The sequence below is a fragment of the Zhongshania guokunii genome (assembly GCF_040892635.1).
Lineage (GTDB): Bacteria > Pseudomonadota > Gammaproteobacteria > Pseudomonadales > Spongiibacteraceae > Spongiibacter > Spongiibacter guokunii.
This window is the reverse complement of the sequence record NZ_JBFRYA010000010.1, coordinates 16,588-42,275: the sequence shown is the minus strand read 5'-3', so window position 1 is coordinate 42,275 and position 25,688 is coordinate 16,588. Positions and strand designations below refer to the sequence as shown.

Sequence of the window (25,688 nt, the reverse complement as noted above, 5' to 3'; positions counted from 1 at the left end):
ACATCATTCATCTACCAAAGGGAATTTGCTGATGAAAACCTTCCTACGCCGCTGGTCGGCAAGCCTTATATTATTTAGCAGCCTGTTATTACCTATGTACTCTGCCTACGCACTGGATGTAAACACCGCCAGTGCCGAAGAATTGCAGACGCTCAAAGGTATTGGCGAAAAACGCGCCGCTGCGATTATTCAATATCGCAGCGAACACGGTCCATTTAAAAGCACCGACGACTTACTCAAGGTGCCGGGCATTGGCAATAGCATTATTACCGCCAATAGCGCGGAGCTTGAGTTTGCCAGCAAAGCGACTAATTAAACCTGATATTTCAGTGTTTTGAATTAGCGCGACGCTGAGTTTTAATTATTCATAAAGCATCAAACACCCACCGCCTGTGCGGTGGGTGTTTATACGACCCGCGAATTCCTGTAGCATTCTGCGCCAGAGCCATTGCCTCCTGGACCGGTGCGAATCAGCATTGTGTCCGCCGACACTGATTAAGGCCTTCCATGCAAACCCTAAAGATTACCCGCCCCGACGACTGGCACATTCACCTGCGCGATGGCGAGGTTTTAAACCACACCGTCGCCGACGCCAGCCGCTACTTCGGTCGCGTTATTGTAATGCCCAATTTAACCCCTCCAGTGCGCAATCTCGCTGAGGCCAATGCTTATCGCCAGCGCATTGTGCAAGCGCTACCAGCGACGGGCCATCAATTAACACCGCTAATGGTCTTATACCTCACCGACAAAACCACCGCCGCCGACATTAGCGAGGCAGCCGCATCCGACACGGTTTTTGCCGCCAAGCTCTACCCCGCTGGCGCCACCACCAATTCGGATTCTGGCGTTACCAACATCGAAAATCTCTATCCGGTTTTGGCCGCCATGGAAAAGCATGGTCTGCCGCTTTTAGTTCACGGCGAAGTAACCGACGCCGACATTGATATTTTCGACCGTGAAGCCCGCTTTATAGAGCGCCATTTGGCACCTATCGCCCAGAAATTTCCGGCCCTAAAAATGGTGCTCGAGCACATCACCACCGCCGATGCCGCCCAGTTTGTGAGCGCTGCCAGCAGCAATATTGCCGCCACCATTACTGCGCACCACTTGCTGTATAATCGCAATCACATGCTGGCCGGCGGCATTCGCCCACACTATTACTGCCTGCCGATCCTCAAGCGCAATACCCATCAGCAAGCCCTAATTAGCGCCGCGACCTCGGGCAGCCCCAAGTTTTTCTTGGGTACCGACTCCGCGCCCCACGCCCAGCACCGCAAAGAAACCAGCTGTGGCTGCGCAGGCTGTTATACTGCCTACGCCGCGATTGAAATGTACGCCGAAGCCTTTGATGCCGCTAATGCCCTCGACAAGCTCGAAGGCTTTGCCAGTTTTTACGGCCCAGACTTTTACGGCCTAGAGCGCAATAGCGACAGCATTGTTTTGCTAAAGCAGTCCTGGACGGCGCCCGAACAACTGCCCTTAGGTAGTGATACTATTTATCCGCTGCGCGGTGGTGAACAACTCCACTGGCAGCTTGGTTGAGACCGACATGGACTTTTGTGATGAAAAATCAATGATTTCGCAACGGTTTCGCGGATTCCTACCCGTCGTTATCGATGTTGAAACTGGCGGTTTCAATAGCCAAACCGACGCCGTACTGGAAATTGCAGCGACGTTTCTACGCATGGACGACTCCGGTCAACTCGAGCCAGATGAGACAGTAAGCTATAACGTCGAACCCTTTGAGGGAGCAAATCTTGAACCCGCCGCCCTTGAATTCACCGGCATCGACCCCCATAACCCACTACGGCAGGCGCAGAAAGAAGTGACTGTCATGGGCGAGCTGATGAAGCGAATTCGCCAACAGGTAAAAGCGAGTGGGTGCACCCGAGCGGTGCTAGTTGGGCACAATGCGCACTTTGATCTTGGCTTTGTATTAGCCGCTATTGAACGCAGCAGCATTAAACGTAACCCCTTCCACCCTTTTTCGGTGATGGATACCGCCAGCCTTTCCGGGCTGGCCTATGGCCACACCGTGCTCGCTAGAGCCTGTCAGCTAGCGGACATCGACTTCGACAACAACGAAGCCCACAGCGCCGCTTATGACGCGCTGAAGACCGCTGAATTATTTTGCCAGATCGTCAATCGCTGGCAGCAGCTAGGCGGCTGGCGCTGGCCTTAATTTTGCTGCTTTGCGCTAAAAAGCAGATAGTGGCGGAGAATAGCCGCCTTAATACGGTCACACCATTTTAAGTACAATTAACCACGCAACTAACAACTCTCAGGAGAGTACACAATGGCTTTTGAACTACCCGCACTGCCCTACGCCAAAGATGCACTGCAGCCGCACATCTCTGCAGAAACCCTCGACTTTCACCACGGCAAACACCACAACGCCTACGTAACCAAACTCAATGAATTGCTGCCCGGCAGCGAGTTTGAAGGCAAAACCCTAGAAGAAATAATCAAAACTTCTAGCGGTGTGATGTTTAACCAAGCCGCCCAGGTTTGGAACCACACCTTTTACTGGAACAGCCTTAGCCCCAACGGCGGCGGCGCACCGACTGGCGACCTAGCAGCAGCCATCGACAAAGCTTTCGGTTCACTGGATGCCTTCAAAACTGCATTCAACGCCAAAGCGATGGGCAACTTCGGCTCAGGCTGGACTTGGCTGGTTAAAAACAGCGACGGCAGCCTCGAAATCGTTAACACTGACGACGCCGACACCCCGATCGCCCGCGAAGGTCAAACTCCGCTGATCACTGCCGATGTATGGGAACACGCTTACTACATCGACTACCGCAATGCCCGTCCTAAGTATTTGGAAGAAGGTTTCTGGAACTTGGTGAACTGGGAATTTGCAGCGGCGAATTTCGCGTAACGCTGAACGGAAGATGGGAGACGCAAAGTCCCCCGACTCGAGAACCTCGCTTCGGCGGGGTTTTTTTATGCCTTGCTAGCGGGGTAACGCTAGACGGGAGACGGTAAACGCTAAGATTGGCTGATCGAGGTAGATGGCATAGTGGCAGCCCTATGTATGAAGTATTGCCAGAGCAGCGCTAGAACACAATAAATTCAAGCTCGTGCCATCCTGCCTTTGCGTCTCCCGTCTCCCATCCAGCATCTCCCGCCGGCAAGGCATAAAAAAGCCCGCTACACCTTCCGATGCAGGGGGCTTTTAAAGAACTTCAGACCAGCTTACAGCTTGCCTGAGTTCTCTGCCAAGTAAGCAGCAACGCCGTCTGGCGAGGCATTCATACCTTTGTCGCCTTTGTTCCAGCCAGCTGGGCAAACTTCGCCGTGCTCTTCGTGGAACTGCAAGGCCTCTACTAAACGCACTAGCTCGTCGATGTTACGACCCAGTGGCAGGTCGTTGATCAGCTGTGAACGTACCTGACCTTCTTTATCGATCAGGAAAGCACCGCGGAAAGCAACGCCGCCTTCAGCTTCAACGTCGTAGGCACGGCAAATGTCGTGACGCACGTCAGCAGCCATAGTGTAAGTAACAGGACCAATGCCGCCGTCTTTAATAGCGGTGTTGCGCCATGCGTTGTGAGTGAACTGTGAATCAATAGAAACACTGATGACTTCTACACCCAGCTCACGGAATTTATCCATACGGTGATCCAATGCGATCAGCTCAGAAGGACATACAAACGTGAAATCCAGTGGGTAGAAGAACAATAAAGCGTATTTGCCTTTTGCGGCTTCGCTCAGTGTGAAACTGTCAACGATTTCGCCAGTACCCAATACAGCTGCGCAAGTAAAATCTGGAGCTGGCTTACCTACTAAAACACCCATGTTTATAAACCTCCGGTTTTATGTTCGATTTGATTTTTACACCTGAAAAATACAGATATAAAAGCTTTATTCAGACCGGCAATCATACACCCCACCCCCGATCTATCCCATTGAATTTTCTAATCGTGACCATAGGCTCTAGCTATTATTACCACCAGCCCACATACAATTGACAAGCATTCTCATTTGCATTATCGTTGCCATTCAATAAAGTGCTGACCGAGATCGATACCAGTATGTACGTTTGTCTTTGCAAAGGAATTACAGATAAGCATATTCGCGACAGCGTTGATGCCGGTGCTGGCAGTTTTCGCGAAGTGCGTCGTGCGCTCGATTTAGCCAGCCAATGCGGTAAATGCGGCGTTGTTGCCAGAGAGATTTACGACAGTTATCTCAATAGCTACGACGAAAGCCTCTGTTACGCCGCGGCCTAAGCTCGTTTTCCTAAGACTTATTCTAACTTCCGTCAACCCCCCACAGCACCTGACGTGAAGCTAGCGCTTTTGCATCTCCCACCTCCCGCAAAGCGCTCAGACTTGAATACTCACCAAGCCCAGTCCACACTTAGAAAACCTGCCAACCATATAAAGGATCCGCCCCATGAAAGGTGACAGCAAAGTTATTGCCTATCTTAATAAAGCCCTCGGCAACGAACTCGTCGCAATAAACCAGTATTTTCTGCACTCACGCATGTACAAGGACTGGGGCCTAAAGCAGCTAGCTGACCACGAATACCATGAATCCATCGACGAAATGAAACACGCCGACAAACTCATTGAGCGTATTTTGTTTCTGGAAGGCCTCCCCAACCTGCAAGACCTCGGCAAGCTGATGATTGGCGAAAATACCAAAGAAATGCTGGAATGCGATTTAGCCCTAGAGCTAAAAGCGATTCCCGACTTAAAAGACGGCATTAAATACTGCGAGACTGTTAACGACTACATCAGTCGTGAACTGTTTGAAGAGATTCTGGAGTCAGAAGAAGAACATGTAGACTGGCTGGAAACCCAGCTTGGCCTAATTGAGAAGGTGGGTATTCAGAATTATCAGCAGTCGATGATGGGCAGTCTGAGCTAAAAAGCCCGGAAGACGGCGAACGCTAGACGGGAGACGCAAAGGCAGCGTAGAGGCAACTTGAAATTAAAGTGTTTTAGCCCGGCCAAGACAATACCTTGAACTTCACGCGCAGCATTATGCCGGTTAACTCAACCGGCTAATCTTAGCGCCTCCCATCTCCCGTCAAGCATCAAGCCTTTTTCACAGGCGATACATGAATCGCAATCTCAGCATCAAACACCACTTCGCCCGCTTCGTTCTTCACTTCCACAACCACTGGCACTGAGCCTTTTTCGCCGGGGACAATTTCCCGCATTGTGGCATAGCCCCGCAACACGCCTTTGGCACGACCCAAGTAGCGCACGGTCATACCAGCGGGTATCCAGCGCATCCCCTCCGGCAGCGACACCATACTCACCACGCCAGCACAGACCTCGGCCAAATTACACATCGCAATCGCGTGCACGCTGCCAATATGGTTGTGAATCGCGCGGTGCTCTTTAATACGAACCACCGCATGGCCAACACCCAGCTCTTCAAAGCAGGGTTTTATTGTTGAAAAATAGGGAGCCTTAAGGCAAACCGCCTTCGAGAACGTCCATTTACCAGCGGGATAGGGAGACAGCTTGTTCCACATTTTTAGGGTTGAGTTCATTTCGGTCGCTCCAAAGATCACAAGCTAGACCGTAGCACGAAGTGAGCAATACGCCATTGACCGCCCACCGCAACGAGCGCGTAGCGCCGGTCAACATCTCGCGCTACAGCCTTCTCAGGAATGCCGCCAGCGGCCCGGCTTAGTCACCCACACCCACACCCCACTCAGCGCGATAAGCAATAGTGCAATGCCGGCAAGGTCAATAATGAATACCCCAATAGAGCCAAACAGGCGGCCGCTGTGTAAATCCAGCAGCAGACGCTCCCAGCTTAAACCACTGCCACGATACTGATCTAAAAGACTGCGCTGCACGGTCGGTGGAGCCAGTGCAGGGGCAACCCACACCGCGCCCTCGACATCTATGGCAGAAAACATAAAACTGCGGGGGTCAAAAGCAATCACGCCGCTGGGAGTGCGCAGCAAAACCACTTCACCATCAAGCGCCAAGGCCTCTGCGCCACGCGGCAAGCCCAGCGACTCGCTAATATCGTCGAGTTTCTCACCCGCCTCGGTAAATAGCTGCAAACGACCCGCGCATAAAGTCGCGATCGTTTCTGACAACACCACCGCCCCTAATAGCGGGCTATCACAACTGCCTATTTGGGTTTCTGAGAGATAGAGACCATTGCCAAGCTGGCTTACCCAAGCACCACTTTGAAGCGATTCATTTAAAGGGAAGCTACGCAAAACTGGCGAGGGGATGCCGTAATGCTTTAATAACCAGGTTTGCTTAAGAGGCTTTTTATCCAAACCCCAATCTGCACTGTGATTAATGGCGATACCGGTCACCACCAACATCACCACAAAAATTGCGACGACAACGCCAATACGGCGATGCCAACGCAATAACAACATTCTAAAAATACGAGAGGGGCTCACTGCTTATTCCGCTGCGTTAGAGTCAGCCGAAGGTTGTACCGCATCCGCAAGGAGTAATGCAATAAGTGCGACCTGTTTTACCGCCCGAACCGATAGGGTCGCGCCGGTAATACCGTCGATATGTTGACTAAGTAAATGGCCATCCGTCAGCGCTGCGCCGCGAAACTGCTCGGTGAAAAAATCGTGACGCACCTCCCATCCGCGGCTCTCGCGAAACGCCAGAATCTCGACCCGCGCCACCTTTGGGCTTGCGCCGGCAGCATCAACAACCACACCAATCGTAATCGGCATTTCCTTGCCGATTTCCTCTAGTATCCAAGCAGTTTTTCTGCCTTGCTGCCAATATCGAACCCGCAGCAGCGGGAAGTCCTTTCCGCGAATCGACTTTATTTGCGCTTTTAGCTCCGGCGTTAACCAGAACACTTTTGGCTCCGGCTTGGCGTGATCGCCAAAACCCAAGCCCAAAAATTCGTCCACCGTTAAGTACTGCCCCGCACTCGCGGCCTGTACCGATGGCATTGCCATCAACTGCAAAATCAAGAACACGCCAAAAACAACAGCGGGCATAAGCCCGCCGCGGTTTTTTGGCGCTTTAAATAAGCAGGCGGCCAATCAGAAACTCCAGCCTAAGCCAAGATTGATTGCGTCATCATCTTTGGCGCCGTCTTGCTCAGAAATATCCGCTTTAAGAACCACGCTCTTAGTCAGCCAGTAATTAACACCGACATCGACTTGCTCAACCTCGGTGTCAGTGCCGCTGTTGGCGCGGTTATCCCATTCACCTTGACGCACAAACACACCTACCGATGGCGTGAGCATATAAGAAGCCTCAACATACTGACCTTCCTGCTTGTCGCTACCGCTGGCAACAAAATCATCGCCATTGATATCCCACTCTGCACTCAGCGCCGTTAAGGTCAGGTTCTGCCATTGGTAGCGAACCTGCAATTCAATCAAATCAGCCTCACCATCATCACCGACACCCTGAGTCACATCTTGCTGATGCTGATAGGTCGCAGCCAATTCCAAACCGCGAATACCGTTGAATACCAAGCGCCCGGTGTAAGCCAAATCCTCTGCAGTCGCATTAGCTGATTTTTGACGCCCACCACGAATAGCACCACTGCCGGCAGGGTCTATTTTTAAGCCACTGTGTAGTGCTGCGTTATAGCTAAGGCCCGGCAAAATTTCACCACTGGCCATCACACCGGTCTCCCACCACGTTGCCGGCAGAATTTCTTTTTCGACGTTGTTGCGCTCAACACCGTAGAACGTATCTGGCTCGTGAGTTTCGTTTAGGATACCCACTGGCACAAGGAATTGCCCCATGGTCAAGGTGTGCCCCTGAGTAAAGTCCCAAGCAATGTAGGCTTGCTCCACTTCCAGCTCACCTGGGCCGGTAGCGTCATCGGTGTCTTTAACAAAGCCGTGTTCAATTTCGACTTCCGAAAAGAAACGCACGGTATCACTAAATTGGTGACCAACATAAATAACAAAGCGGTGAGCATCTACTTTGTCGTCTTTGTCTTTAAAATGGTTAAAGTGGTGTTCGCCATAACCACCAATCGTGGTGCGACTTGCCCAATCAGCAATGGTTGCTGATTGCTCTACCGCATCTGCCGTTGCATTAATTTTGCTATCAGTTTGCTTTTGCTCAGCAGTCAAACGTTCTATTTCACGCTGCTGCTGTTGAATAATCTGCCACATTTCAGCATTTGTGGGTGCAGTTTCGGCGTACGCAGCAAAGGGCAGCGCAGCAATGGCCGCAGCTAATACGGTCTTTTTCATTGAAAACTCTCCAGTCAAGTAGCGCGGAAACTCGCGGCCCGCTTATTTTTTATCAGCATCTTCGCCACCAGCTAACAGCAACAGCGAAGACACCTTCGTAAAACGCGGCAAATCATAGCAAGCAACAATCTAAATGCAAAGCATTCTCATTACTATTTCTGTTACAGGCATAAAAAAACCCGATGAATACGTCACCGGGTTTCTCGAAACGACTTACAAATGAAGCTTATTCAGCAGGTGTACTAGTCGCAGCAGTTTCCTGAACCAAGGTTTTCAGCTCACCGCTTTCGTGCATTTCACAAATAATGTCACAGCCACCTACTAACTCACCAGCAACCCACAACTGCGGGAAAGTTGGCCAGTTAGCAAACTCTGGCATTTTGGCGCGAATATCGGGGTTAGACAGAATATCCACAAACGCAAAACGCTCGCCACACTCCATTAGCGCCTGTGACGCCCGTGCCGAGAAACCACACTGAGGCTGATTTGGCGAACCCTTCATATAAAGGATAATAGGATTGGCTGTAATCTGCTGTTTGATTGCTTCAATTGTGTCCATGGACCACCTACTTGTTGAATAACAGTGATAAGACCTGATTCACCTGCGGCGCTTATCGGGGAGAGTTCGCGCTATTCTAGCAATATCGCGGGCAAAAGTAATGGCTCTCGCCGCGCTAGACGCTAGACGGGAGATGGGAGACGCTAAAAAAGTCGGGCGATTGACGTCGGGCGTTGAACGAAAAAGCGGCTGAAAGCGGCAATTGTAGATGTTGGATCAAGTTCAGCATAAAGAAACCTAAGCACGCTGTCCGGCATTAATTTATGCACTGTCTGTAATCTTAGCGTCTTCCATCTCCCGTCTAGCATTTCGCGATGCTTCGCCAGACATCAGACTTCCGACGTCAGACGCCCCAACCCACCCCAGCCACCCCCACCTGGGGTCTCTATTCTCAGTACATCACCTGCTGCAGCACTCATGCTGACCTTGGCTGGCAAGCTTTGGCTATTAAAACTATTGTGACCAACCGCGCCATTGCTGCCGCCGGCCAAGCCCCAGGGTGCGAGCCGGCGGCGCTCGGTGAGCAAGGTAAACTGAGTTGGCGCTAAAAACTCAAACTCGCGAATTAGGCCTTCACCGCCGCGATGGTGACCGGCACCACCAGAGTCTTTGCGTATTTCATAGCGGCGCACACGCAGTGGATAATGCATTTCCAAACTTTCTACTGGGGTATTCAGGGTGTTGGTCATATGGCTTTGCACCGCGCTCAGCCCTGCACCACTCGCGTGAGCGCCCATGCCACCGGCGATGGTTTCGTAATAGTCCCAATTGGCTCCCACGCCGCGACCACCCATAGCAACATTATTCATGGTGCCCTGACTGGCAGCAGGAATCAGCTCCGGCGCCGCTTGCGCCAGCGCGCCCAATACCGCATCGGTGATGCGCATTGAGGTTTCCACATTGCCCGCCGCCACCGCCGCCGGCCGCTGAGCATTGAGCAAACAGCCCTCGGGCGCACCTAAGGAAATAGCCCGAAAGAGTCCGGCGCACACTGGCACCTCATTTGGCATTAAACAGCGAAACACGTAATACACCGCGGCGGCAGCCACCGACAGCGGGCAATTGATATTGCCTTCAACCTGCGACGCAGTGCCGCTGAAGTCGACATGAACACCCTCGGGGCTTAATTTAATTTTTACCGCGATTGGCAGTTGTTGGCGGCCAAAGCCATCGTCATCCATATAGTCCGTAAACGCGAAGTAGCCGCTGGGCAACTCGGCCAAGCGCCGCCGCGCAATGCCGTCGGCATAGTCCTGAAGCTGATCGACCGCCACGGCAAAATCAACCGGCAAGGTACTCATCACTTCATTTAAGCGCAACAAGCCAGTGCGGTTGGCACTGACTTGCGCAATAAAATCACCGTGCTGGCCATCGCCAAACCAAGTATCTAGCAGCCCCTTATCCAAGACCCCATCACGCACCAATATTGTGGGCGGAATCACCACGCCTTCCTCTTCCAAGGTTTTAGACAAGGGCATGGAGCCCGGCGCCGAAGCGCCAATGTCGGCGTGGTGGGCGCGGTTAGCGATAAAGGCCTGCAAAACGCCGGCCGCATCAAAGCACGGCGCAATTACCGTCACATCAGGTAAGTGGGTGCCACCTAAAAAAGGATCATTCACCACGACCATATCACCGGGTCGCCACTCGCAGGTGCCGACTATATCGGCCATGGCATAGGCCATGCTGCCTAGGTGAACGGGAATATGAGCGGCTTGGGCGCACAAGTGGCCAGCGGCATCAAAAATAGCGCAAGAAAAATCGAGACGGTCTTTTATATTCGGCGAGAATGCGGCGCGCTGCAGTACCGCACCCATTTCCTCGCACACCGACTCCATGCGGCTAACAAACAAGCCGAGCTTAACGGGGTCGAGCTTGGCAGATGGCGCGGCCATGGCAAATTTCCATAGAATGAGAAAACAGCATTATCGCGAATATCGTCGGGCATACCAATGAGGCAGAAATAAAAACGGCCCCGAAGGGCCGCAAGTGACGCTATAAAAAAACGAGTTTAAAAGTCATACCGCGCACTGAGGCCAATCGTGCGCGGCTGATTGACGTGGTAGGCAACTCTGCCGCGACCATCGCGCTCGGTGTCTAGCGATAGTATCGCTTTTTCATCGGCCGCATTGTTAATGAACAGTGCGGTATTCCACTGATCCGTTTTTGCGCCCAAACGCAGATTGACGATTTGGTAAGCGGGCAGTTCGCGATCGTATTCATAGGTCGATTGCGACAAGGGGCCGCCAACACCAGGGAACAATGTTGCGCTGCCTTGACCGCCATTTTCCTGATCGGCTATTTGGGTGTAGCGAGCGCCGATATTTTGATATGTGGCAGTGAAATAGCCCTCCCACGCGTCAACAATCGGAAAATAGTAGGTCGCGGTTGCCGCTAGCTGAAAACCTGGCGCCGTCGGCAGTTCGTTACCATCGCGAATACCACCCACAACGCTGGTCACGCCACCCGTGGTGGAGGTCACTTCAGAGTCCAACTCGGCCTGCACATAACTACCCGACAAACCAAATTCCAGATTATCAAGGGGACGGCTAAACAGCTCCATTTCAAAGCCTTGGCTGTGCGCCTTGGGAACGTTGTAGACCAGTCGCGACGAGCATGAGCCCGCAACAACGGTGGCCTGCAGATCTTTGATGTCGCTGTAGAACGCCGACACGTTCAAGGTTGCCGCGCCACCAAAGAGCGTCGATTTGGCCCCCACTTCATAGTTCGTTAGTTTTTCATCATCCCAAGTATCGTTGCCACCAAAGGTCGTTAAATCAGTGGGGCTGCACAGCGGAGCATTCAGTGGGTCATTAATGCCGCCAAGGCGGAAGCCCTGCGACACCTGCGCGTTAATCATCACATCATCGTTCAGGTCGTGGCGCACCATTACTCGCGGCGACACACCATCGGACGAGACCTTGCCTTTTTTGTCGATAACCGATGCGGTGTAAATACCGTCAAAGGTCAGCTCCCGCGTCTCTTCGTAGTCAAACCAACGCGCACCGACAATGACGGTGGTCTTATCACTAAAGTCGTAAGACAATTCACCAAATACTGCAAACTGCTCAAGCTTGTAGGGAACTTCAGAGAAATACAGCTCGTCGGTTTTCGCCCTTGCCCCTGCGGTGCTACCTGACAAATCGGAATGTACTGGCCCAGAAGCTTCAAAACCAGTGACCAGCAAGGACTGTGCGTAGTCGCGCCGCACATCGCTATAGAACACCCCGCCAACCCACTGCAGCGCAGAGTCACCTGCTGAACTCAGGCGCAGCTCTTGGGTAGTGACCTCGGCGGTGGTGGTGTCGTATAGCGGCGCATCCAAAGTGTATATCGGCTCTGCTTCGCCGTAGGAACCGCCAACAATACTGGCGTTCAAGGTTGTCGCATCACGCAAGACCAGTACATCGCGATCGGTATAAGAGGTCACCGACGTCAACGTTAGGCTGTCTGACAAGTCGTAATTTACCGTTAAATCAAACAGGGTAAAGTCGTCTTCGAACTTCTCTTGAAGTTGGGTGAACTGCTCGTATTCGCCAAGCGTAACCGGCGCACGACTGCCTGGGTCGGTATAGGGATTAGCGAGAATATTGTATTGGTCTTCGCGGTTAAAGCCGTCCATTTCAATAGACTGGTAAACAATTTTGGGCGTGATTGTTAAGGCCTCGCTGGGCTTAAAAGTCATTGCTAAGCGCAGGCCCTCGCGGTTCCCCTCATTTACATCTTGCTTAACACTACCATCAGGCTGACGGGCATCAATATAACCAGCGTATTGCTGGTAATAGCCCACCGCCCGCAATGCCACGGTATCGCTCAAGGGCACATTCCAATGGCCCTTGACATTACCGCCTTCACTACCATCTTTTACTGTTTCGCCGCCCAGTTGCAGCGAGCCACTCTGCGCTTCAAAATCTGGCTGATTGGTAATATAGCGAATGGTGCCCGACAAAGACCCAGAGCCAAACAAGGTACCCTGCGGACCGCGCAGCACTTCCACACGGTTGATGTCGTAAAAATCTAAATCTGGCGTAAACAGCGACATGGAGATAACTGATTCATCCATATACACACCAACCTGTTCCTTCACACCAGGTTGGTCGCGCACAATCTGCCCCGCCGATATACCCCGAATCGCCACCTGACTTTGACCTGGGCCGAGGTTTTGAATAGAGATACCCGCAACATTGTTCGCCATCGACTCCAGATCAGTTGCGCCGCTCTGCTGTAACTTGCCCTCTGTCATCGCCGCAATTGAAAACGGCACATCTTGCAATGTCTCAGATTGCTTACGGGCGGTAACCAGCACCTCCTCTATTACCCGCGTCGACTCCGCATGGCTCAGCGGCGCACCTGCGACAAAGCCCAGCGCTACTGAGGCGCCGAGAATAGCATGCCCAGAAGATCGTTTATTTTTCATTATGCACTCCCCGTACTGAAGGTATTTCTTATTAAATGACTAACTTACACCCCCCTTTATATAGCAGAGCAATTCAAAAATGCACCCAAATGGACCAAAAAAGTTTTCACTGACCACACTGAGTTTGTGTTTCAAAGCCACTCAGGATTAAATGACCAGCAACATAAAAAGAGCGCCTTGTATGACAGCCAATATCAATCTACCCAGAATTTTACGCATTGGCGCGGGCTGCAGCCGCCAGCTCCCCGAAATACTAAAGGAGCTCAAGCTCAAGCATCCACTGCTAGTGAGCGATGCCTTTATTGTTAGCCTCGGCTGGCTGAACACCCTGCAAAGCCAGCTTGATGACTGCGGCATTCAACACAGCAGTTTCACTGGCGTAGTACCCGACCCCACCACCGACGCCGTTGCCGCTGGGCTGGCGGTACTCAAACAAAAACAGGGGCCAGACCAACACGACTGCGTGGTTGCACTTGGCGGCGGTAGCACCATCGACACCGCTAAGGCCATTGCGACCATGGCGTATCGCGAACACCCCATGCGCCAATACAAAGTGCCGCAAACTATTGACGACGGCCTGCCAATCATCGCTATTCCCACCACCGCCGGTACAGGCTCAGAAGCCACCCGGGCCGCGGTGATTACCGACACCCAAAGCCAAGAAAAAATGCTGTGCATGGGCCTTGGCTTGATGCCTATTGCCGCCCTAGTCGATTTTGAATTAACCATGAATATGCCTTGGCGCTTAACCGCCGACACCGGCCTCGATAGTCTTTGTCATGCCCTAGAAGCCTACGTCAGCAAAAAAGCCTCGCCCTTCACCGACACCATGGCCCTTGCCGCGATAAGCTCGATCAACCGCCACATTCGCACGGCCTGCCAGCAACCCGATAATCGCAAAGCACGAGAGGCAATGATGTTGGCCGCGACCCAGGGCGGCATTGTGTTTTCCAACTCGTCGGTCACCCTTATTCACGGCATGAGCCGGCCGATTGGCGCCTTATTTCATGTTCCCCACGGTCTGAGCAATGCCATGCTGCTGCCCGAGATTACCGCGTGGTCGATTGCTGGCGCGCCCGCCCGCTACGCCGACTGCGCCCGCGCCATGGCGCTGGCCAGCCCCGACGACAGCGATGACCTCGCCAATCAAAAACTCGTTAGCGGCCTGCATCAGCTGTGCCGCGACCTCGACGTGCCCAGCCCAGCCCAGTTCGGTATTAGTGAGCAGCAATGGCTGCAATCGCTGCCGACCATGGCGCAGCAAGCGCTAAACTCGGGCTCACCGGCAAACAATCCACGCATACCCAGCGCCGATGAAATAATCGCGCTCTACCAAAAAGTATGGGCCAATTAAATTACCTAGCTCGCCGCGCCGCGCTGAGCCCGCAGCCAGTACTCGCCGCGGGCTCAGCGGTATGCCGCCACTGACTTAACCCCTGAACATTGAGCGGCGCATTTACATCCACAGGCCTAGAAATTGCGCTGCGTTCCTTATACTATTGAGAGTCTGACTGGGCAGCTCTAGCTGCCTTTTTGCGTTTTAAACCCTTTGTACTGTTTTATTTGCGTCTTGCTTGCAATTTAATTGCATATTCGGCGTATGGAGATCTGTTGATGACACAGCCGGCACTAATGAACACCTATGGACGCCTACCGGTAAGTTTTACCCGGGGCGCCGGTGTGCGACTGTTCGACACGCAGGGCAAAAGCTATATAGACGGCATTAGCGGTATTGGCGTAAACGCCTTGGGCCACGCCCACCCCGCCGTGACCGAAGCCATCCAATCGCAGGCTGGCCAGCTGCTGCACACCTCAAACTTATACTCTGTGCAAAAGCAGCAAGAACTCGCTGAAGCGCTGTGCGCAGTGAGCGGCATGGACAATGTATTTTTTAGCAACTCCGGTGCCGAAGGCAATGAAGCCGCCATCAAGCTTGCGCGTATGCACGGCCATAAACGCAATATTGAAGTGCCGCATATTATTGTTATGGAACAGGCCTTCCACGGCCGAACCTTGGCCACCCTTACCGCCTCAGGCAACCGCAAAATTCAGGCGGGCTTTGAACCACTGGTGCAAGGCTTTATTCGCGCGCCCTTTGGCGACTTAGCGGCGCTGGAAAATATTGCCGAGCACAATGACAGTATTGCTGCAGTACTGATTGAACCGATTCAAGGCGAAGGCGGCATCAATATGTTACCCGCCGGTTTTCTCTCGCAATTGCGCGCGCTCTGCGACAAACACGACTGGCTGCTAATGCTAGATGAAGTGCAAACCGGCAATGGCCGGACCGGCAAATACTTTGCCTTTCAGCACAGCGATATGATGCCCGACGTTGTGGTAACAGCCAAAGGCCTAGGTAATGGCGTACCGATTGGCGCGTGCTTAGCCCACGGCAAAGCGGCCAGTTTATTCCAGCCCGGCAACCACGGCTCCACCTTTGGTGGCAACCCGCTGGTCTGCGCTGCCGGTCTTGCGGTGGTTAACACCCTGCGCGCCAACAATATGATCGACACCATTGCCGAGAACGGCCGCTACATGCTCGCCGCCTTAAAAACTCAATTAGCCGATCAAGCCCACGTTAAACAAGTACGCGGCGAAGGCTTGATGATCGGCGTTGAGCTAAGCACGCCCTGCGCGGGACTCGTAGCCCAAGCACTAGAGAAAGGCTTGCTCATCAACGTAACTTCGGAGCGGGTGGTGCGTTTGCTGCCACCGCTAATTATTAACCAGCAAGAAATAGACGAGTTGCTCGCCATTCTCTGCCCTCTGATTAGTCAGTGGCCAGCTTCTAGCGCGGCGTAAAGCCAGTTCAGCAACAAAGGTAGCCGCATGGCATTAAGACATTTTTTAACTCTCATGGATTTGAGCCCTGCTGAATTAGAAGCCCTAATGCAGCGCGCGATTCAACTCAAAGCTGAGCACAAAGCCCGCAAAACTAGCGTGCAATTCCCTAATCACGTGCTGGGCATGGTGTTTGAAAAAGCATCGACCCGCACCCGCATCTCCTTTGAAGCGGGCATGGCGCACTTGGGTGGCCACGCTATTTTCCTGTCGCCCCGCGACACCCAATTGGGCCGAGGCGAACCAGTTGAAGACAGCGGCCGCGTGATCTCGTCAATGTGCGATATCATCATGGTACGCACCTTTGAGCACAGCATTATTGAACGCTTTGCAGCCAACTCCAGCGTGCCGGTCATTAACGCCTTAACCGATGACCATCACCCCTGCCAGCTGCTAGCCGACATCCAAACCTTTATCGAGCATCGCGGCAGCATCAAAGGCAAGCAAGTCGCGTGGATAGGTGATGGCAACAATATGTGCCAGTCTTATATTCACGCCGCCATGCAGTTTGACTTCAATCTGAAAGTTGCCTGCCCAGAAGGCTTTGAGCCCCGCGCAGACATCGTTGCCAAGGCCGGTGGCCGCGTGGAAATATTCCGCGATCCCGTAGACGCCGCCCGCGGCTCCGACCTACTCGTTACCGACGTCTGGGCATCCATGGGCCAGGAAGAAGAAAAAGCCGAGCGCCGCCGTGAACTTGCCGGCTACCAAATCAATAGCGCGCTTATGGCCCACGCCAATCCCGACGCCCTGTATATGCACTGCTTGCCCGCAAAACGTGGAGAAGAAATCAGTGCTGAGCTAATGGATAATCCGCATACGGTCATTTGGGACGAGGCGGAGAATCGCCTGCATGCGCAGAAGGCGTTGATGGAGTTTTTGTTGTTAGAGGCGCGGGCCTAATGCTTAGCTTAACGCTGGACGGGAGACGGGAGACGCTAAGGCCTGACGGCTACGCCGTAGACTCAGCATTGCGCGGCAAAGCCGCGCCCGCTTTTGCGCCTCCCGTCTCCCGTCTAGCATCCAGCAGCCTCTAGCCGTGCTGCAAGTAAAAAACATCCAATGCCAATACGAAGGCATCTCCGTTGTCGACGATGTCAGTTTCCACGTTAACGACGGCGACATTTGCAGCCTGCTCGGCCCCAGCGGCTGCGGTAAAACCACTATTTTGCGCGCCATCGCCGGTTTTCAGCCGATCACCATGGGCACAGTTACCCTGCGCGGTAACTGCTTGAGCGAACTGGGAAAAATGATTACCCCGGAGCAGCGCAGTATCGGCATGGTGTTTCAAGATTACGCACTGTTCCCCCATTTAAACGTGTTCGATAATATTCGCTTTGGCCTGAGCAAACAAAGCAATCACGCCCAGCAGCGCAAGGTTAAACAGTTACTGGAGCTTGTGCGTTTAGAGGGTGTAGAGAACCGCTACCCCCACGAGCTCTCCGGCGGCCAGCAACAGCGAGTGGCACTTGCCCGCGCGCTAGCGCCCAGCCCCGACTTGCTACTCATGGACGAACCCTTTTCCAATCTCGACGCCGAGCTGCGCAAGCGCCTTAGCCTAGAAGTGCGCGACATTCTCAAAGAGCTGGGGATCAGCGCCATCTTAGTCACCCACGATCAGCTCGAAGCCTTTGCCTTTAGCGACCATATTGGCCTGCTTTACAACGGCAAGCTGCAACAGTGGGATACGCCCTTCAACCTCTATCACGAACCCAGCAATCGCTTGGTGGCCGATTTTATTGGCGAAGGTAGCTTCCTGCCCGGCGTAATCGGCACCGAGCTAAATACCGTTACCACCGAGCTCGGCACCTTGATGGGCAACCGTGCCTACGCATGGCCACCTGGCACTCCGGTAGAAGTCTTGCTGCGTCCCGACGACATTGTGCTCAGCGACTTTGGCGGCATTAGCGCCACCATTGAAAAGAAAGTGTTTTCTGGCAGCGCAACCCTCTACACTCTGCGCTTGCCCACCGGCAGCCACGTGGAAGCACTGCTGCCCAGCCACCGCGATTTTGTCATTAACGAAGTTGTGAAAATCAATACCGAGGCAGATCACCTCATTGCCTTTGGCCGTGAAGCACTTCACAGCGGTGAGCATAAACCCAGAAGTAGCTAAAAATATTTCTCTTATGCTTAATCCGTCTAGCAAGCACAAAAATGTATTCACTCCCGCAACAAGGCCCTGAAAAGCCCGCAATGCGGGCACTCCCTTAATCCGCAGTTTTTACTCACCACTTACCCACACTTTATCCACAGAACGCACACAGTATCTTGCACTTGCGAAAACATCAAAACCGCATTATCTTGTATCCCAGCTGCAAGCGAACCCTATATATAGGGTTTTTCACCCAAGCCTTATAACAACTATTCACACTTTTCGGGCTACCAATTCCGAAGCCGTGTTATTTGGGTATCACATCAAGCCCTCGCTTCCCGCACTGGGAACTCACGAGGCAAAATAAGACTGACACAGAGCGGTTTTACGACATTTAAGCAAGGGCCGGAGATAACATGCAAACCCAACAAGACACCAGCGCCACTGGCGCCCCCCCGCAGCACGCTAGCGACGCCGAACTCAAAGCCACCGCACCAGGCCAATTGCGCGTAATTAAACGCAATGGCTCAGTGGTTAGCTATACCGACGACAAAATCAGCGTTGCCATTACCAAGGCCTTTTTAGCGGTAGAGGGTGGCAACGCTGCCGCATCTACCCGTATTCATGAGACCGTTGCCAAACTGACCGAACAAGTCAGCGCCACTTTCAAGCGCCGCATGCCATCCGGCGGCACTATTCATATTGAAGAAATTCAGGACCAAGTTGAACTGGCCCTAATGCGCAGCGGCGAGCACAAAATTGCTCGTGGCTACGTGCTGTATCGCGCCGCCCGCGCCGACGAGCGCAGCCAATTGGCACCGCTTGGCGAAAAAGTACACCCCAGTATTCGCGTTAAGCACCCAGATGGCACCGAGTCGCCACTGGATGTAGGCCGCTTAGAATTTATCGTACAGGAAGCCTGCGAAGGTCTGAGCGATGTCTCTGCCCAAGAAGTACAAGACGAAGCCCTTAAGAGCTTGTACAACGGTGTACCTCAGGAAGAGGTCAACACCTCGCTGGTGATTACCGCTCGCGCCATGGTTGAGAAAGAACACAATTACAGCTTAGTTACCGCCCGCCTGCTGCTCGACAAACTGCGCGCCGAGGCCCTGAGCTTTTTAGGTGTTGCTCAGAGCGCGACCCAGCACGACATGACTATTTACTACCCGCAGGCCCTGCCGGTGTATTTAGCCAAAGGCGCCGAGTTGGAACTGCTCGACCCACGCCTGCAAACCGAATACGACGTAGCGGCACTGGGCGAAGCGATCAAGCCCGAGCGCGACATGCAGTTCCATTATCTTGGCTTGCAAACCCTGTACGACCGCTACTTTATACACAGCGACGAAGTGCGCATTGAATTGCCACAGATCTTCTTTATGCGTGTTGCCATGGGTTTGGCAATGAACGAAGAAGACCGCAATGCCCGCGCCATTGAATTCTACGACCTGCTCAGCTCATTCGACTACATGAGCTCAACGCCAACCTTGTTCAATGCCGGCACCCTGCGTCCACAGCTGTCGTCTTGCTATCTGACCACCGTGCCCGACGATCTGCACGGCATTTACGGCGCGATTCAAGACAACGCTATGCTGTCTAAATTTGCTGGCGGCTTGGGCAACGACTGGACCCCAGTTCGCGGCCTCGGCGCTTACATCAAAGGCACCAACGGTAAATCACAAGGCGTTGTACCCTTCCTGAAAGTAGTTAACGACACCGCCGTTGCCGTAAACCAAGGCGGCAAACGCAAGGGCGCGGTATGTGCTTATTTAGAAAGCTGGCACATCGACATTGAGGAATTCCTCGAGCTGCGTAAAAACACCGGTGATGACCGCCGCCGCACCCACGACATGAACACCGCCAACTGGATTCCTGACTTGTTCATGAAGCGGGTTTTCCAAGACGGCGACTGGACCTTGTTCTCGCCCAACAATGTACCGGATCTGCACGACCTCTACGGCAAGGCTTTCGAAGAGCGTTTTGAGCACTACGAAGAGCTAACCCGCAAAGGTGAGATCAAACTCTACAAGCGCGTTAAAGCTGCTGACTTGTGGCGCAAAATTCTGTCCATGCTGTTTGAAACTGGCCACCCATGGATCACCTTTAAAGACCCATGCAATCTGCGCAGCCCACAGCAGCACGTTGGCGTGGTGCACTCGTCTAACCTGTGTACAGAAATCACCCTGAACACCAGCAAAGACGAAATCGCAGTATGTAACCTTGGCTCGGTTAACCTTGCCCAGCACATTGGCGACAACGGCCTCGACTTAGCCAAAGTTGAAAAAACCGTTAAGACCGCAGTACGCATGCTCGATAACGTTATCGACATCAACTACTACAGCGTGCCGCAAGCTAAAAACTCCAACTTCAAGCACCGCCCTGTTGGCCTGGGCTTGATGGGTTTCCAAGATGCACTTTACAAGCAGCACCTGCCCTACTCTTCTAACGAAGCGGTAGAGTTTGCCGACCGCTCAATGGAAGCCATCAGCTACTACGCCATTAAAGCCTCTAGCGATTTGGCCGCCGAGCGTGGCAGCTACCAGAGCTACGAAGGCTCGCTGTGGAGCCGTGGCATTCTACCCATCGACTCTGTAGAAATCCTTGTGCAAGAGCGCGGCGCCGACTACATCGAAGTCGACCGCAGCCAGACGCTAGACTGGGCCAGCCTGCGCGAAGTTGTTAAAACCCAAGGCATGCGTAACTCAAACGTAATGGCGATTGCACCAACCGCCACCATTGCTAACATCACAGGCGTGTCGCAGTCGATCGAACCGACTTACCAAAACCTGTACGTTAAATCGAACCTGTCTGGCGAGTTCACCGTAGTGAACCCCTACTTGGTTAAAGACCTGAAAGCACGCGGTTTGTGGGACGCGGTCATGGTTAACGATCTTAAGTACTACGAAGGCTCAGTAAGCAAAATCGACCGTATTCCAGACGACCTTAAAGCGCTGTACGCCACCGCCTTTGAAGTAGAGCCGCGCTGGTTGGTAGACGCCGCGAGCCGCCGTCAAAAGTGGTTAGATCAGGCGCAGTCACTGAACCTGTATATAGCTGGCGCCAACGGCAAAAAGCTCGACATCACCTACCGCATGGCGTGGTACCGTGGCCTCAAAACCACTTATTACCTCCGCGCATTGGCCGCCAGCTCCACCGAGAAATCCACCGTTTCTCAAGGCTCAATGAACAAGGTATCGTCACAATCGGCTGCACCTAAACCTGCCGCCACCGCGTCTGCTGCTGCACCGCAGGCCGCGCCCGTACCGCTGGCCTGCTCACTGGACGATCCAGACTGCGAAGCCTGTCAGTAAGTGCATAGGGGCCGCTGGCCCCTTCGTCTGACGAAAAACACGTATAAAAGAATATTGAGGTTATAAAATGTTAAGTTGGGATGAGTTCGATAAAGAAGAAGCACCAGCCAAAGCGCCAGCTGCCAAAACCCAAGCCCCACAAGCAGCGGAGCCTGTGGTTTCTGCTGCCCTGAATACCATGAATAGCGAAGACAGCGCTGCTGCTGTCGACCAAGCTATTCTCGACAAAGCCAACGCTGCTCTCGAAAGCTTAGACGTTGCCGCCGGTTTAGAAGAACTGGAAATGGGCGCGGCCCGTTTGCGGGTAGAAGACAAACGCATCATCAACTGCCATCTCGATCTCAACCAGCTCGTGCCCTTTAAGTACGACTGGGCGTGGCAGAAATACCTCGACGGCTGTGCCAACCACTGGATGCCTCAAGAAGTAAACATGACCGCCGACATCGCCATGTGGAAAAATCCAGAAGGCCTGACCGACGACGAGCGCCGCATCATCATGCGTTCACTGGGCTACTTCTCAACGGCCGACTCCCTGGTTGCCAACAACTTGGTACTGGCGGTATACCGTCACATCACCAACCCAGAGTGCCGCCAGTACTTGCTGCGCCAAGCTTTTGAAGAAGCGATTCACACCCACGCCTACCAGTACTGCGTAGAGTCGCTGGGCATGGACGAAGCCGAAGTCTTCAACATGTATCGCGAACTGCCCTCCATCGCTAAAAAAGCGGCGTGGAGCCTGCAGCACACCCAAGCACTGGGCGACCCCAACTTCCACACCGGCACCCCAGAAACTGACCAGGAACTGCTCCGCAACCTGATTGGCTTCTACGCGGTAACCGAAGGCATCTTCTTCTACTGTGGCTTCACCCAGATCCTGTCTATGGGCCGCCGCAACAAAATGACCGGCATCGCCGAACAGTTCCAGTACATACTCCGCGACGAGTCGATGCACCTGAACTTTGGCATCGACATGATCAACCAGATCAAACTGGAAAACCCACACCTCTGGAGCGAAAAATTCCAGGGCGAAGTGACCCAAATGATCGTCGAAGGCATGCAGCTCGAAATTGAATACGCCAAAGACTCAATGCCCCGCGGCGTACTCGGCATGAACTCCGGCATGATGGAAGAATACCTCCAATTCATCGCCAACCGCCGCCTAAGCCAGCTCGGCTTAAAAGAACAATTCCCCGGCGCGCAAAACCCATTCCCATGGATGAGCGAAATCATGGACTTGCGCAAAGAGAAGAACTTCTTTGAAACGCGAGTGATTGAGTATCAGACTGGCGGGGCGTTGACTTGGTAAGCACAGCTGATGTCCCCAGTTCGCGCTAGAGAGAATATTTTAGCAATAGAGAAAATATTCTAAACAGTAAAAAAGGCCGCTAATTAGCGGCCTTTTTTACTTAAGCATCAATATATTATCAATAAAGTGAAGGCATGCATTTACCGCCCACCGCTATTGGTGAAAACCCGTGACATTTGCGGCCGGAGTAAAAGCGCCCAAATGTAGCGGGCCTATTTTTAAAGCTCCCCTAATCAGACGCCTCACATTCAGCCAATGTCCACTCCCGCCTCGCGTTTGCCCGCCCCGCCATCTCTGCCGCCGAATGCCCACTAAGCGTTTATTATTTGAGCGATTCGGCATAGGATGGCAAGTTACCTAATAAAGTACGCAGGCCGCTCATTACGAAAACGGCTGACCTATATAGACAATTACAGCATAGGGGGCACAATGAACAACTTGGCGGAAGCTCAACCCATCCAGCAAAAATCACGTATTGCACAGGTTTTCGATACCCAGCGCGCGGCGTCACGGCGCAGCCCCTATCCAAGTGTGCAGGAACGAATTCAACATCTCGATAGACTCGCTGCACTGTTGGAAAAAAATCAAGACGCGATCGCCGAGGCGATTTCGACTGATTTTGGCAACCGCCCCAGTCAAGAGTCTAAGGTGCTAGAAATTTTTAGCCTGATCAGCGGCTGTAATTACACGCGCAAGCGTCTAAAAAAATGGATGAAGCCCCAGAAGCGTCACGTTGGGCTGGCGTTCTTCGGCGCAAAAAATACCGTTATTCCGCAGCCTAAAGGTGTTATCGGTATTGTTACCCCTTGGAATTACCCGCTGTTCCTTGCGCTGAGCCCTGCGATTAGTGCGCTGGCCGCGGGAAATCGCTGCATTATTAAAATGGCGTCGAACTCGCAGACCTTAGCGAGACTGATGGAGAAATTAATTAGCGCCGAATTTGACGAAAGCGTACTGGCGGTTGTGGCGGGAGTTTCGGCCCACGAGTTTACTCACCTGCCCTGGGATCACTTGGTTTTCACTGGCTCAGCAGCCACTGCGAAAACCGTTATGGAAACCGCCGCTAAATACCTGACGCCGGTCACCCTTGAACTGGGCGGTAAATCGCCCACTATAGTTGCCGACGATTTTGATATTAAGCTGGCTGCCGAGCGCCTTTTGTACGGCAAGTTTTTGAACGCTGGGCAGACCTGCGTAGCGCCAGACTATGTGTTTATTCCTCGTAACAAGGTTGACGCTTTTATTGATGCCGCGAAAACAGTGGTCAAGCAGCGTTACCCAAACCTGAGCAGCGCCGACTACACATCTATTATTGACGAAAAGGCCTATCAGCGACTGAATAAAACCCTAGAAGACGCCACGAGTAAAGGTGCCCGCGCCGTCAACCTGATAGACCACACCACCAACAACGACGCCCTGCGCAAGCTAGCACCTCACCTAGTGTGCGATGTTAATTCCGACATGATGATTATGCAGGACGAGATTTTTGGGCCCCTGCTGCCCATTAAGCCCTACGACAAGATCGAAGAGGTAATTGAATACATCAACGCGAACGAGCGCCCATTAGCACTCTATTTATACAGTAACAAAAAGGCAGTTCAAGAACAGGTCATCTACAACACCCTGTCTGGCGGCATGTGCATCAATGACAGCGTTGTGCACGTCGCGCAGCACGACATGCCCTTTGGTGGCGTAGGCAATAGCGGCATGGGCCATTACCACGGCCACGAGGGCTTTATTGAGTTTTCAAAAATGCGGCCAATCTTTAAACAGGGGCCAATGAGTGCGCTGCTCATGATGGCACCGCCCTACGGCGCTACTTTCGACAAAATGTATAAGCTGATGCTGAAATTTAAACTCTAATTAAAACAACGCTGTTAGCGGCCCCAGCAGAAAATCGGGGCGCTAGCAGCAGCCAGAATTTCACTTGGCTTGCGCCGCGTACAAGCCCTCAAACTCATCCATACCTAACGTAGCAATGATATTGTGTTGAGCGTCCAGTATTTCATACATGGTGCCGCTGGTTCCTCGTATGCTGAACAATATAATGACGTCTTGATCGCCACCCCCTTCCTGATGAGGCTCATCGCTGGCGGGGCTTACCGTGTAACGCCCAGTCGGGCGAGTTTCGGTAAGGCGGCCATCTGCACTGTAAATTCGGTGTTCACCTTGAACAACAAACATATGATTCAAGGCAACGTGCCGATGTAGCGCGATTTTCTGGTTGGTCGAGAATTTAAACAACACGTCAACATTAAGTCGTTCTCGATCTACATCGAGAATCAGGTAGTTAAGATGATCAAAACCCGCAAGCTTGTTCCAAGATAGTTGTTGATCATTAAAGTTATAATTATCCATAACGTATTCTTAGCGGCTTAATTGAGTATTCATTGCTGATTACAGCACCGAACAGCAAGCGATAAAATACAACGAACGTGCTACTTTAGTAGCGGGCATCTTGCTCGAGAAAAATTAGATTTGAACTCAACAAGCGGTTCTATATCGAATTCTTAAGCAATCGCTAACATCACGGGACTTACAATGACAATCACCTTAGACATCATTCCAATTATATCCATTGCCGCCGGCGTTGCGATCTTGATCAGGCCGCGCTTGCTTAACTATATTGTTGCCGGCTATTTAATTGCAGTTGGCTTAATCGACGTGTTAAATCTGCATATTTAATGAGCAAAGAGATAGTCGGTTTAGATGTGGGGCACCGCTATTAGCCCCCCACACTAGATGTTTTGAGGTATTCATACCAAGCCACACCCACAACTTTACGCTGCTCAATACGCATAGAATAAACGCCCTATCCCGCCCCTGCCGCCTGCTCATCGCCCGTGTGGGCAATAGCAATACCTTCCAATAATCTAAATACGCAGCCAACCCCCTGTATTTTGCCTCGGCTAATACGGATAGACCGTGTAATGAACTACAGTTACCTTACCTAGTTGTAATAAGACGCCAGCACATGGCTAAAGCT

23 protein-coding genes are annotated in these 25,688 nt (G+C 52.6%); 14 read left to right on the top strand and 9 right to left on the bottom strand.

The features are described from left to right. Positions 1-31: 31 nt before the first annotated feature. From AB4876_RS12190 to AB4876_RS12175, 4 genes are all read left to right on the top strand, one after another. On the top strand, positions 32-316 hold the full coding sequence (locus AB4876_RS12190; protein ID WP_368381952.1) for a ComEA family DNA-binding protein: 285 nt from the start codon (positions 32-34) through the stop codon (positions 314-316). Between the two features lie 191 nt (positions 317-507). Continuing rightward, complete coding sequence (gene pyrC, locus AB4876_RS12185; protein WP_368381950.1) at positions 508-1,542, top strand: dihydroorotase; 1,035 nt, start codon at positions 508-510, stop codon at positions 1,540-1,542. A 7-nt stretch (positions 1,543-1,549) separates the two neighbouring features. Further along, positions 1,550-2,182 carry a ribonuclease T gene (gene rnt / locus AB4876_RS12180; protein ID WP_368382081.1) on the top strand — a complete coding sequence of 211 codons (633 nt, stop codon included), beginning with the start codon at positions 1,550-1,552 and terminating at the stop codon, positions 2,180-2,182. Between the two features lie 114 nt (positions 2,183-2,296). Continuing rightward, on the top strand, positions 2,297-2,881 hold the full coding sequence (locus AB4876_RS12175; protein ID WP_301027949.1) for a superoxide dismutase: 585 nt from the start codon (positions 2,297-2,299) through the stop codon (positions 2,879-2,881). Positions 2,882-3,198: 317 nt separating this feature from the next. Here the strand turns inward: AB4876_RS12175 and AB4876_RS12170 are convergent, their stop codons facing one another. After that, positions 3,199-3,801, bottom strand: a complete 603-nt coding sequence (locus tag AB4876_RS12170; RefSeq protein WP_368381948.1) for a peroxiredoxin — start codon at positions 3,799-3,801, stop codon at positions 3,199-3,201. A 236-nt stretch (positions 3,802-4,037) separates the two neighbouring features. Between AB4876_RS12170 and AB4876_RS12165 the strand changes: the two genes are divergently transcribed. Together AB4876_RS12165 and bfr are read left to right on the top strand one after the other, a co-directional pair. Then, the gene (locus tag AB4876_RS12165) at positions 4,038-4,235 is read left to right on the top strand and encodes a bacterioferritin-associated ferredoxin (protein WP_301027947.1); all 198 of its coding nucleotides are present in this window, start codon (positions 4,038-4,040) and stop codon (positions 4,233-4,235) included. Between the two features lie 166 nt (positions 4,236-4,401). Beyond that, the gene (gene bfr / locus AB4876_RS12160; RefSeq protein WP_368381947.1) at positions 4,402-4,878 is read left to right on the top strand and encodes a bacterioferritin; all 477 of its coding nucleotides are present in this window, start codon (positions 4,402-4,404) and stop codon (positions 4,876-4,878) included. A gap of 169 nt (positions 4,879-5,047) precedes the next feature. Here bfr and AB4876_RS12155 read toward each other — a convergent pair whose 3' ends face one another. The 7 genes from AB4876_RS12155 to AB4876_RS12125 form a co-directional block, all read right to left on the bottom strand. Further along, the gene (locus AB4876_RS12155) at positions 5,048-5,512 is read right to left on the bottom strand and encodes a hotdog fold domain-containing protein (protein WP_368381945.1); all 465 of its coding nucleotides are present in this window, start codon (positions 5,510-5,512) and stop codon (positions 5,048-5,050) included. A 114-nt stretch (positions 5,513-5,626) separates the two neighbouring features. Further along, complete coding sequence (locus AB4876_RS12150) at positions 5,627-6,391, bottom strand: PepSY domain-containing protein (RefSeq protein ID WP_368381943.1); 765 nt, start codon at positions 6,389-6,391, stop codon at positions 5,627-5,629. A gap of 3 nt (positions 6,392-6,394) precedes the next feature. Continuing rightward, entirely contained in the window at positions 6,395-6,958 is a 564-nt protein-coding gene (locus AB4876_RS12145) for an FMN-binding protein (protein ID WP_368381942.1), read from the bottom strand. A gap of 45 nt (positions 6,959-7,003) precedes the next feature. After that, a complete protein-coding gene (locus AB4876_RS12140) occupies positions 7,004-8,179 on the bottom strand; it encodes a putative porin (RefSeq protein WP_368381940.1) in 1,176 nt (391 codons plus the stop codon). A gap of 226 nt (positions 8,180-8,405) precedes the next feature. Continuing rightward, the gene (grxD, locus tag AB4876_RS12135; RefSeq protein ID WP_301027941.1) at positions 8,406-8,738 is read right to left on the bottom strand and encodes a Grx4 family monothiol glutaredoxin; all 333 of its coding nucleotides are present in this window, start codon (positions 8,736-8,738) and stop codon (positions 8,406-8,408) included. 329 nt (positions 8,739-9,067) lie between these two features. Then, positions 9,068-10,630, bottom strand: a complete 1,563-nt coding sequence (locus tag AB4876_RS12130) for a hydantoinase B/oxoprolinase family protein (RefSeq protein ID WP_368381939.1) — start codon at positions 10,628-10,630, stop codon at positions 9,068-9,070. A gap of 116 nt (positions 10,631-10,746) precedes the next feature. Then, positions 10,747-13,152: a TonB-dependent receptor gene (locus AB4876_RS12125; RefSeq protein ID WP_368381937.1), complete on the bottom strand. Its 2,406-nt coding sequence runs from the start codon at positions 13,150-13,152 to the stop codon at positions 10,747-10,749. 181 nt (positions 13,153-13,333) lie between these two features. Here AB4876_RS12125 and AB4876_RS12120 point away from each other — a divergent pair, with 181 nt between their 5' ends. From AB4876_RS12120 to AB4876_RS12090, 7 genes are all read left to right on the top strand, one after another. Then, the gene (locus tag AB4876_RS12120; protein WP_368381935.1) at positions 13,334-14,506 is read left to right on the top strand and encodes an iron-containing alcohol dehydrogenase; all 1,173 of its coding nucleotides are present in this window, start codon (positions 13,334-13,336) and stop codon (positions 14,504-14,506) included. 260 nt (positions 14,507-14,766) lie between these two features. Continuing rightward, the gene (locus tag AB4876_RS12115; protein ID WP_368381933.1) at positions 14,767-15,954 is read left to right on the top strand and encodes an aspartate aminotransferase family protein; all 1,188 of its coding nucleotides are present in this window, start codon (positions 14,767-14,769) and stop codon (positions 15,952-15,954) included. A 27-nt stretch (positions 15,955-15,981) separates the two neighbouring features. Next, positions 15,982-16,896, top strand: coding sequence for an ornithine carbamoyltransferase (gene argF, locus AB4876_RS12110; RefSeq protein ID WP_368381931.1), 915 nt, complete (start codon positions 15,982-15,984; stop codon positions 16,894-16,896). Positions 16,897-17,032: 136 nt separating this feature from the next. Then, positions 17,033-18,109 carry an ABC transporter ATP-binding protein gene (locus tag AB4876_RS12105; RefSeq protein ID WP_368381930.1) on the top strand — a complete coding sequence of 359 codons (1,077 nt, stop codon included), beginning with the start codon at positions 17,033-17,035 and terminating at the stop codon, positions 18,107-18,109. A 395-nt stretch (positions 18,110-18,504) separates the two neighbouring features. Further along, entirely contained in the window at positions 18,505-21,396 is a 2,892-nt protein-coding gene (locus tag AB4876_RS12100; RefSeq protein ID WP_368381929.1) for a ribonucleoside-diphosphate reductase subunit alpha, read from the top strand. Positions 21,397-21,463: 67 nt separating this feature from the next. Then, positions 21,464-22,702 carry a ribonucleotide-diphosphate reductase subunit beta gene (locus AB4876_RS12095; RefSeq protein WP_368381927.1) on the top strand — a complete coding sequence of 413 codons (1,239 nt, stop codon included), beginning with the start codon at positions 21,464-21,466 and terminating at the stop codon, positions 22,700-22,702. A gap of 429 nt (positions 22,703-23,131) precedes the next feature. Beyond that, positions 23,132-24,565 (top strand): coniferyl aldehyde dehydrogenase, encoded by a 1,434-nt coding sequence (locus AB4876_RS12090; RefSeq protein WP_368381925.1) that lies wholly within the window; start codon positions 23,132-23,134, stop codon positions 24,563-24,565. A 60-nt stretch (positions 24,566-24,625) separates the two neighbouring features. Here the strand turns inward: AB4876_RS12090 and AB4876_RS12085 are convergent, their stop codons facing one another. Beyond that, positions 24,626-25,060 carry a cupin domain-containing protein gene (locus AB4876_RS12085; RefSeq protein WP_368381924.1) on the bottom strand — a complete coding sequence of 145 codons (435 nt, stop codon included), beginning with the start codon at positions 25,058-25,060 and terminating at the stop codon, positions 24,626-24,628. Between the two features lie 183 nt (positions 25,061-25,243). On the opposite strand from AB4876_RS12085, the gene AB4876_RS12080 reads away from it, so the two are divergent. Continuing rightward, positions 25,244-25,387: a DUF3096 domain-containing protein gene (locus tag AB4876_RS12080; protein ID WP_368381922.1), complete on the top strand. Its 144-nt coding sequence runs from the start codon at positions 25,244-25,246 to the stop codon at positions 25,385-25,387. Positions 25,388-25,688 lie beyond the last annotated feature (301 nt).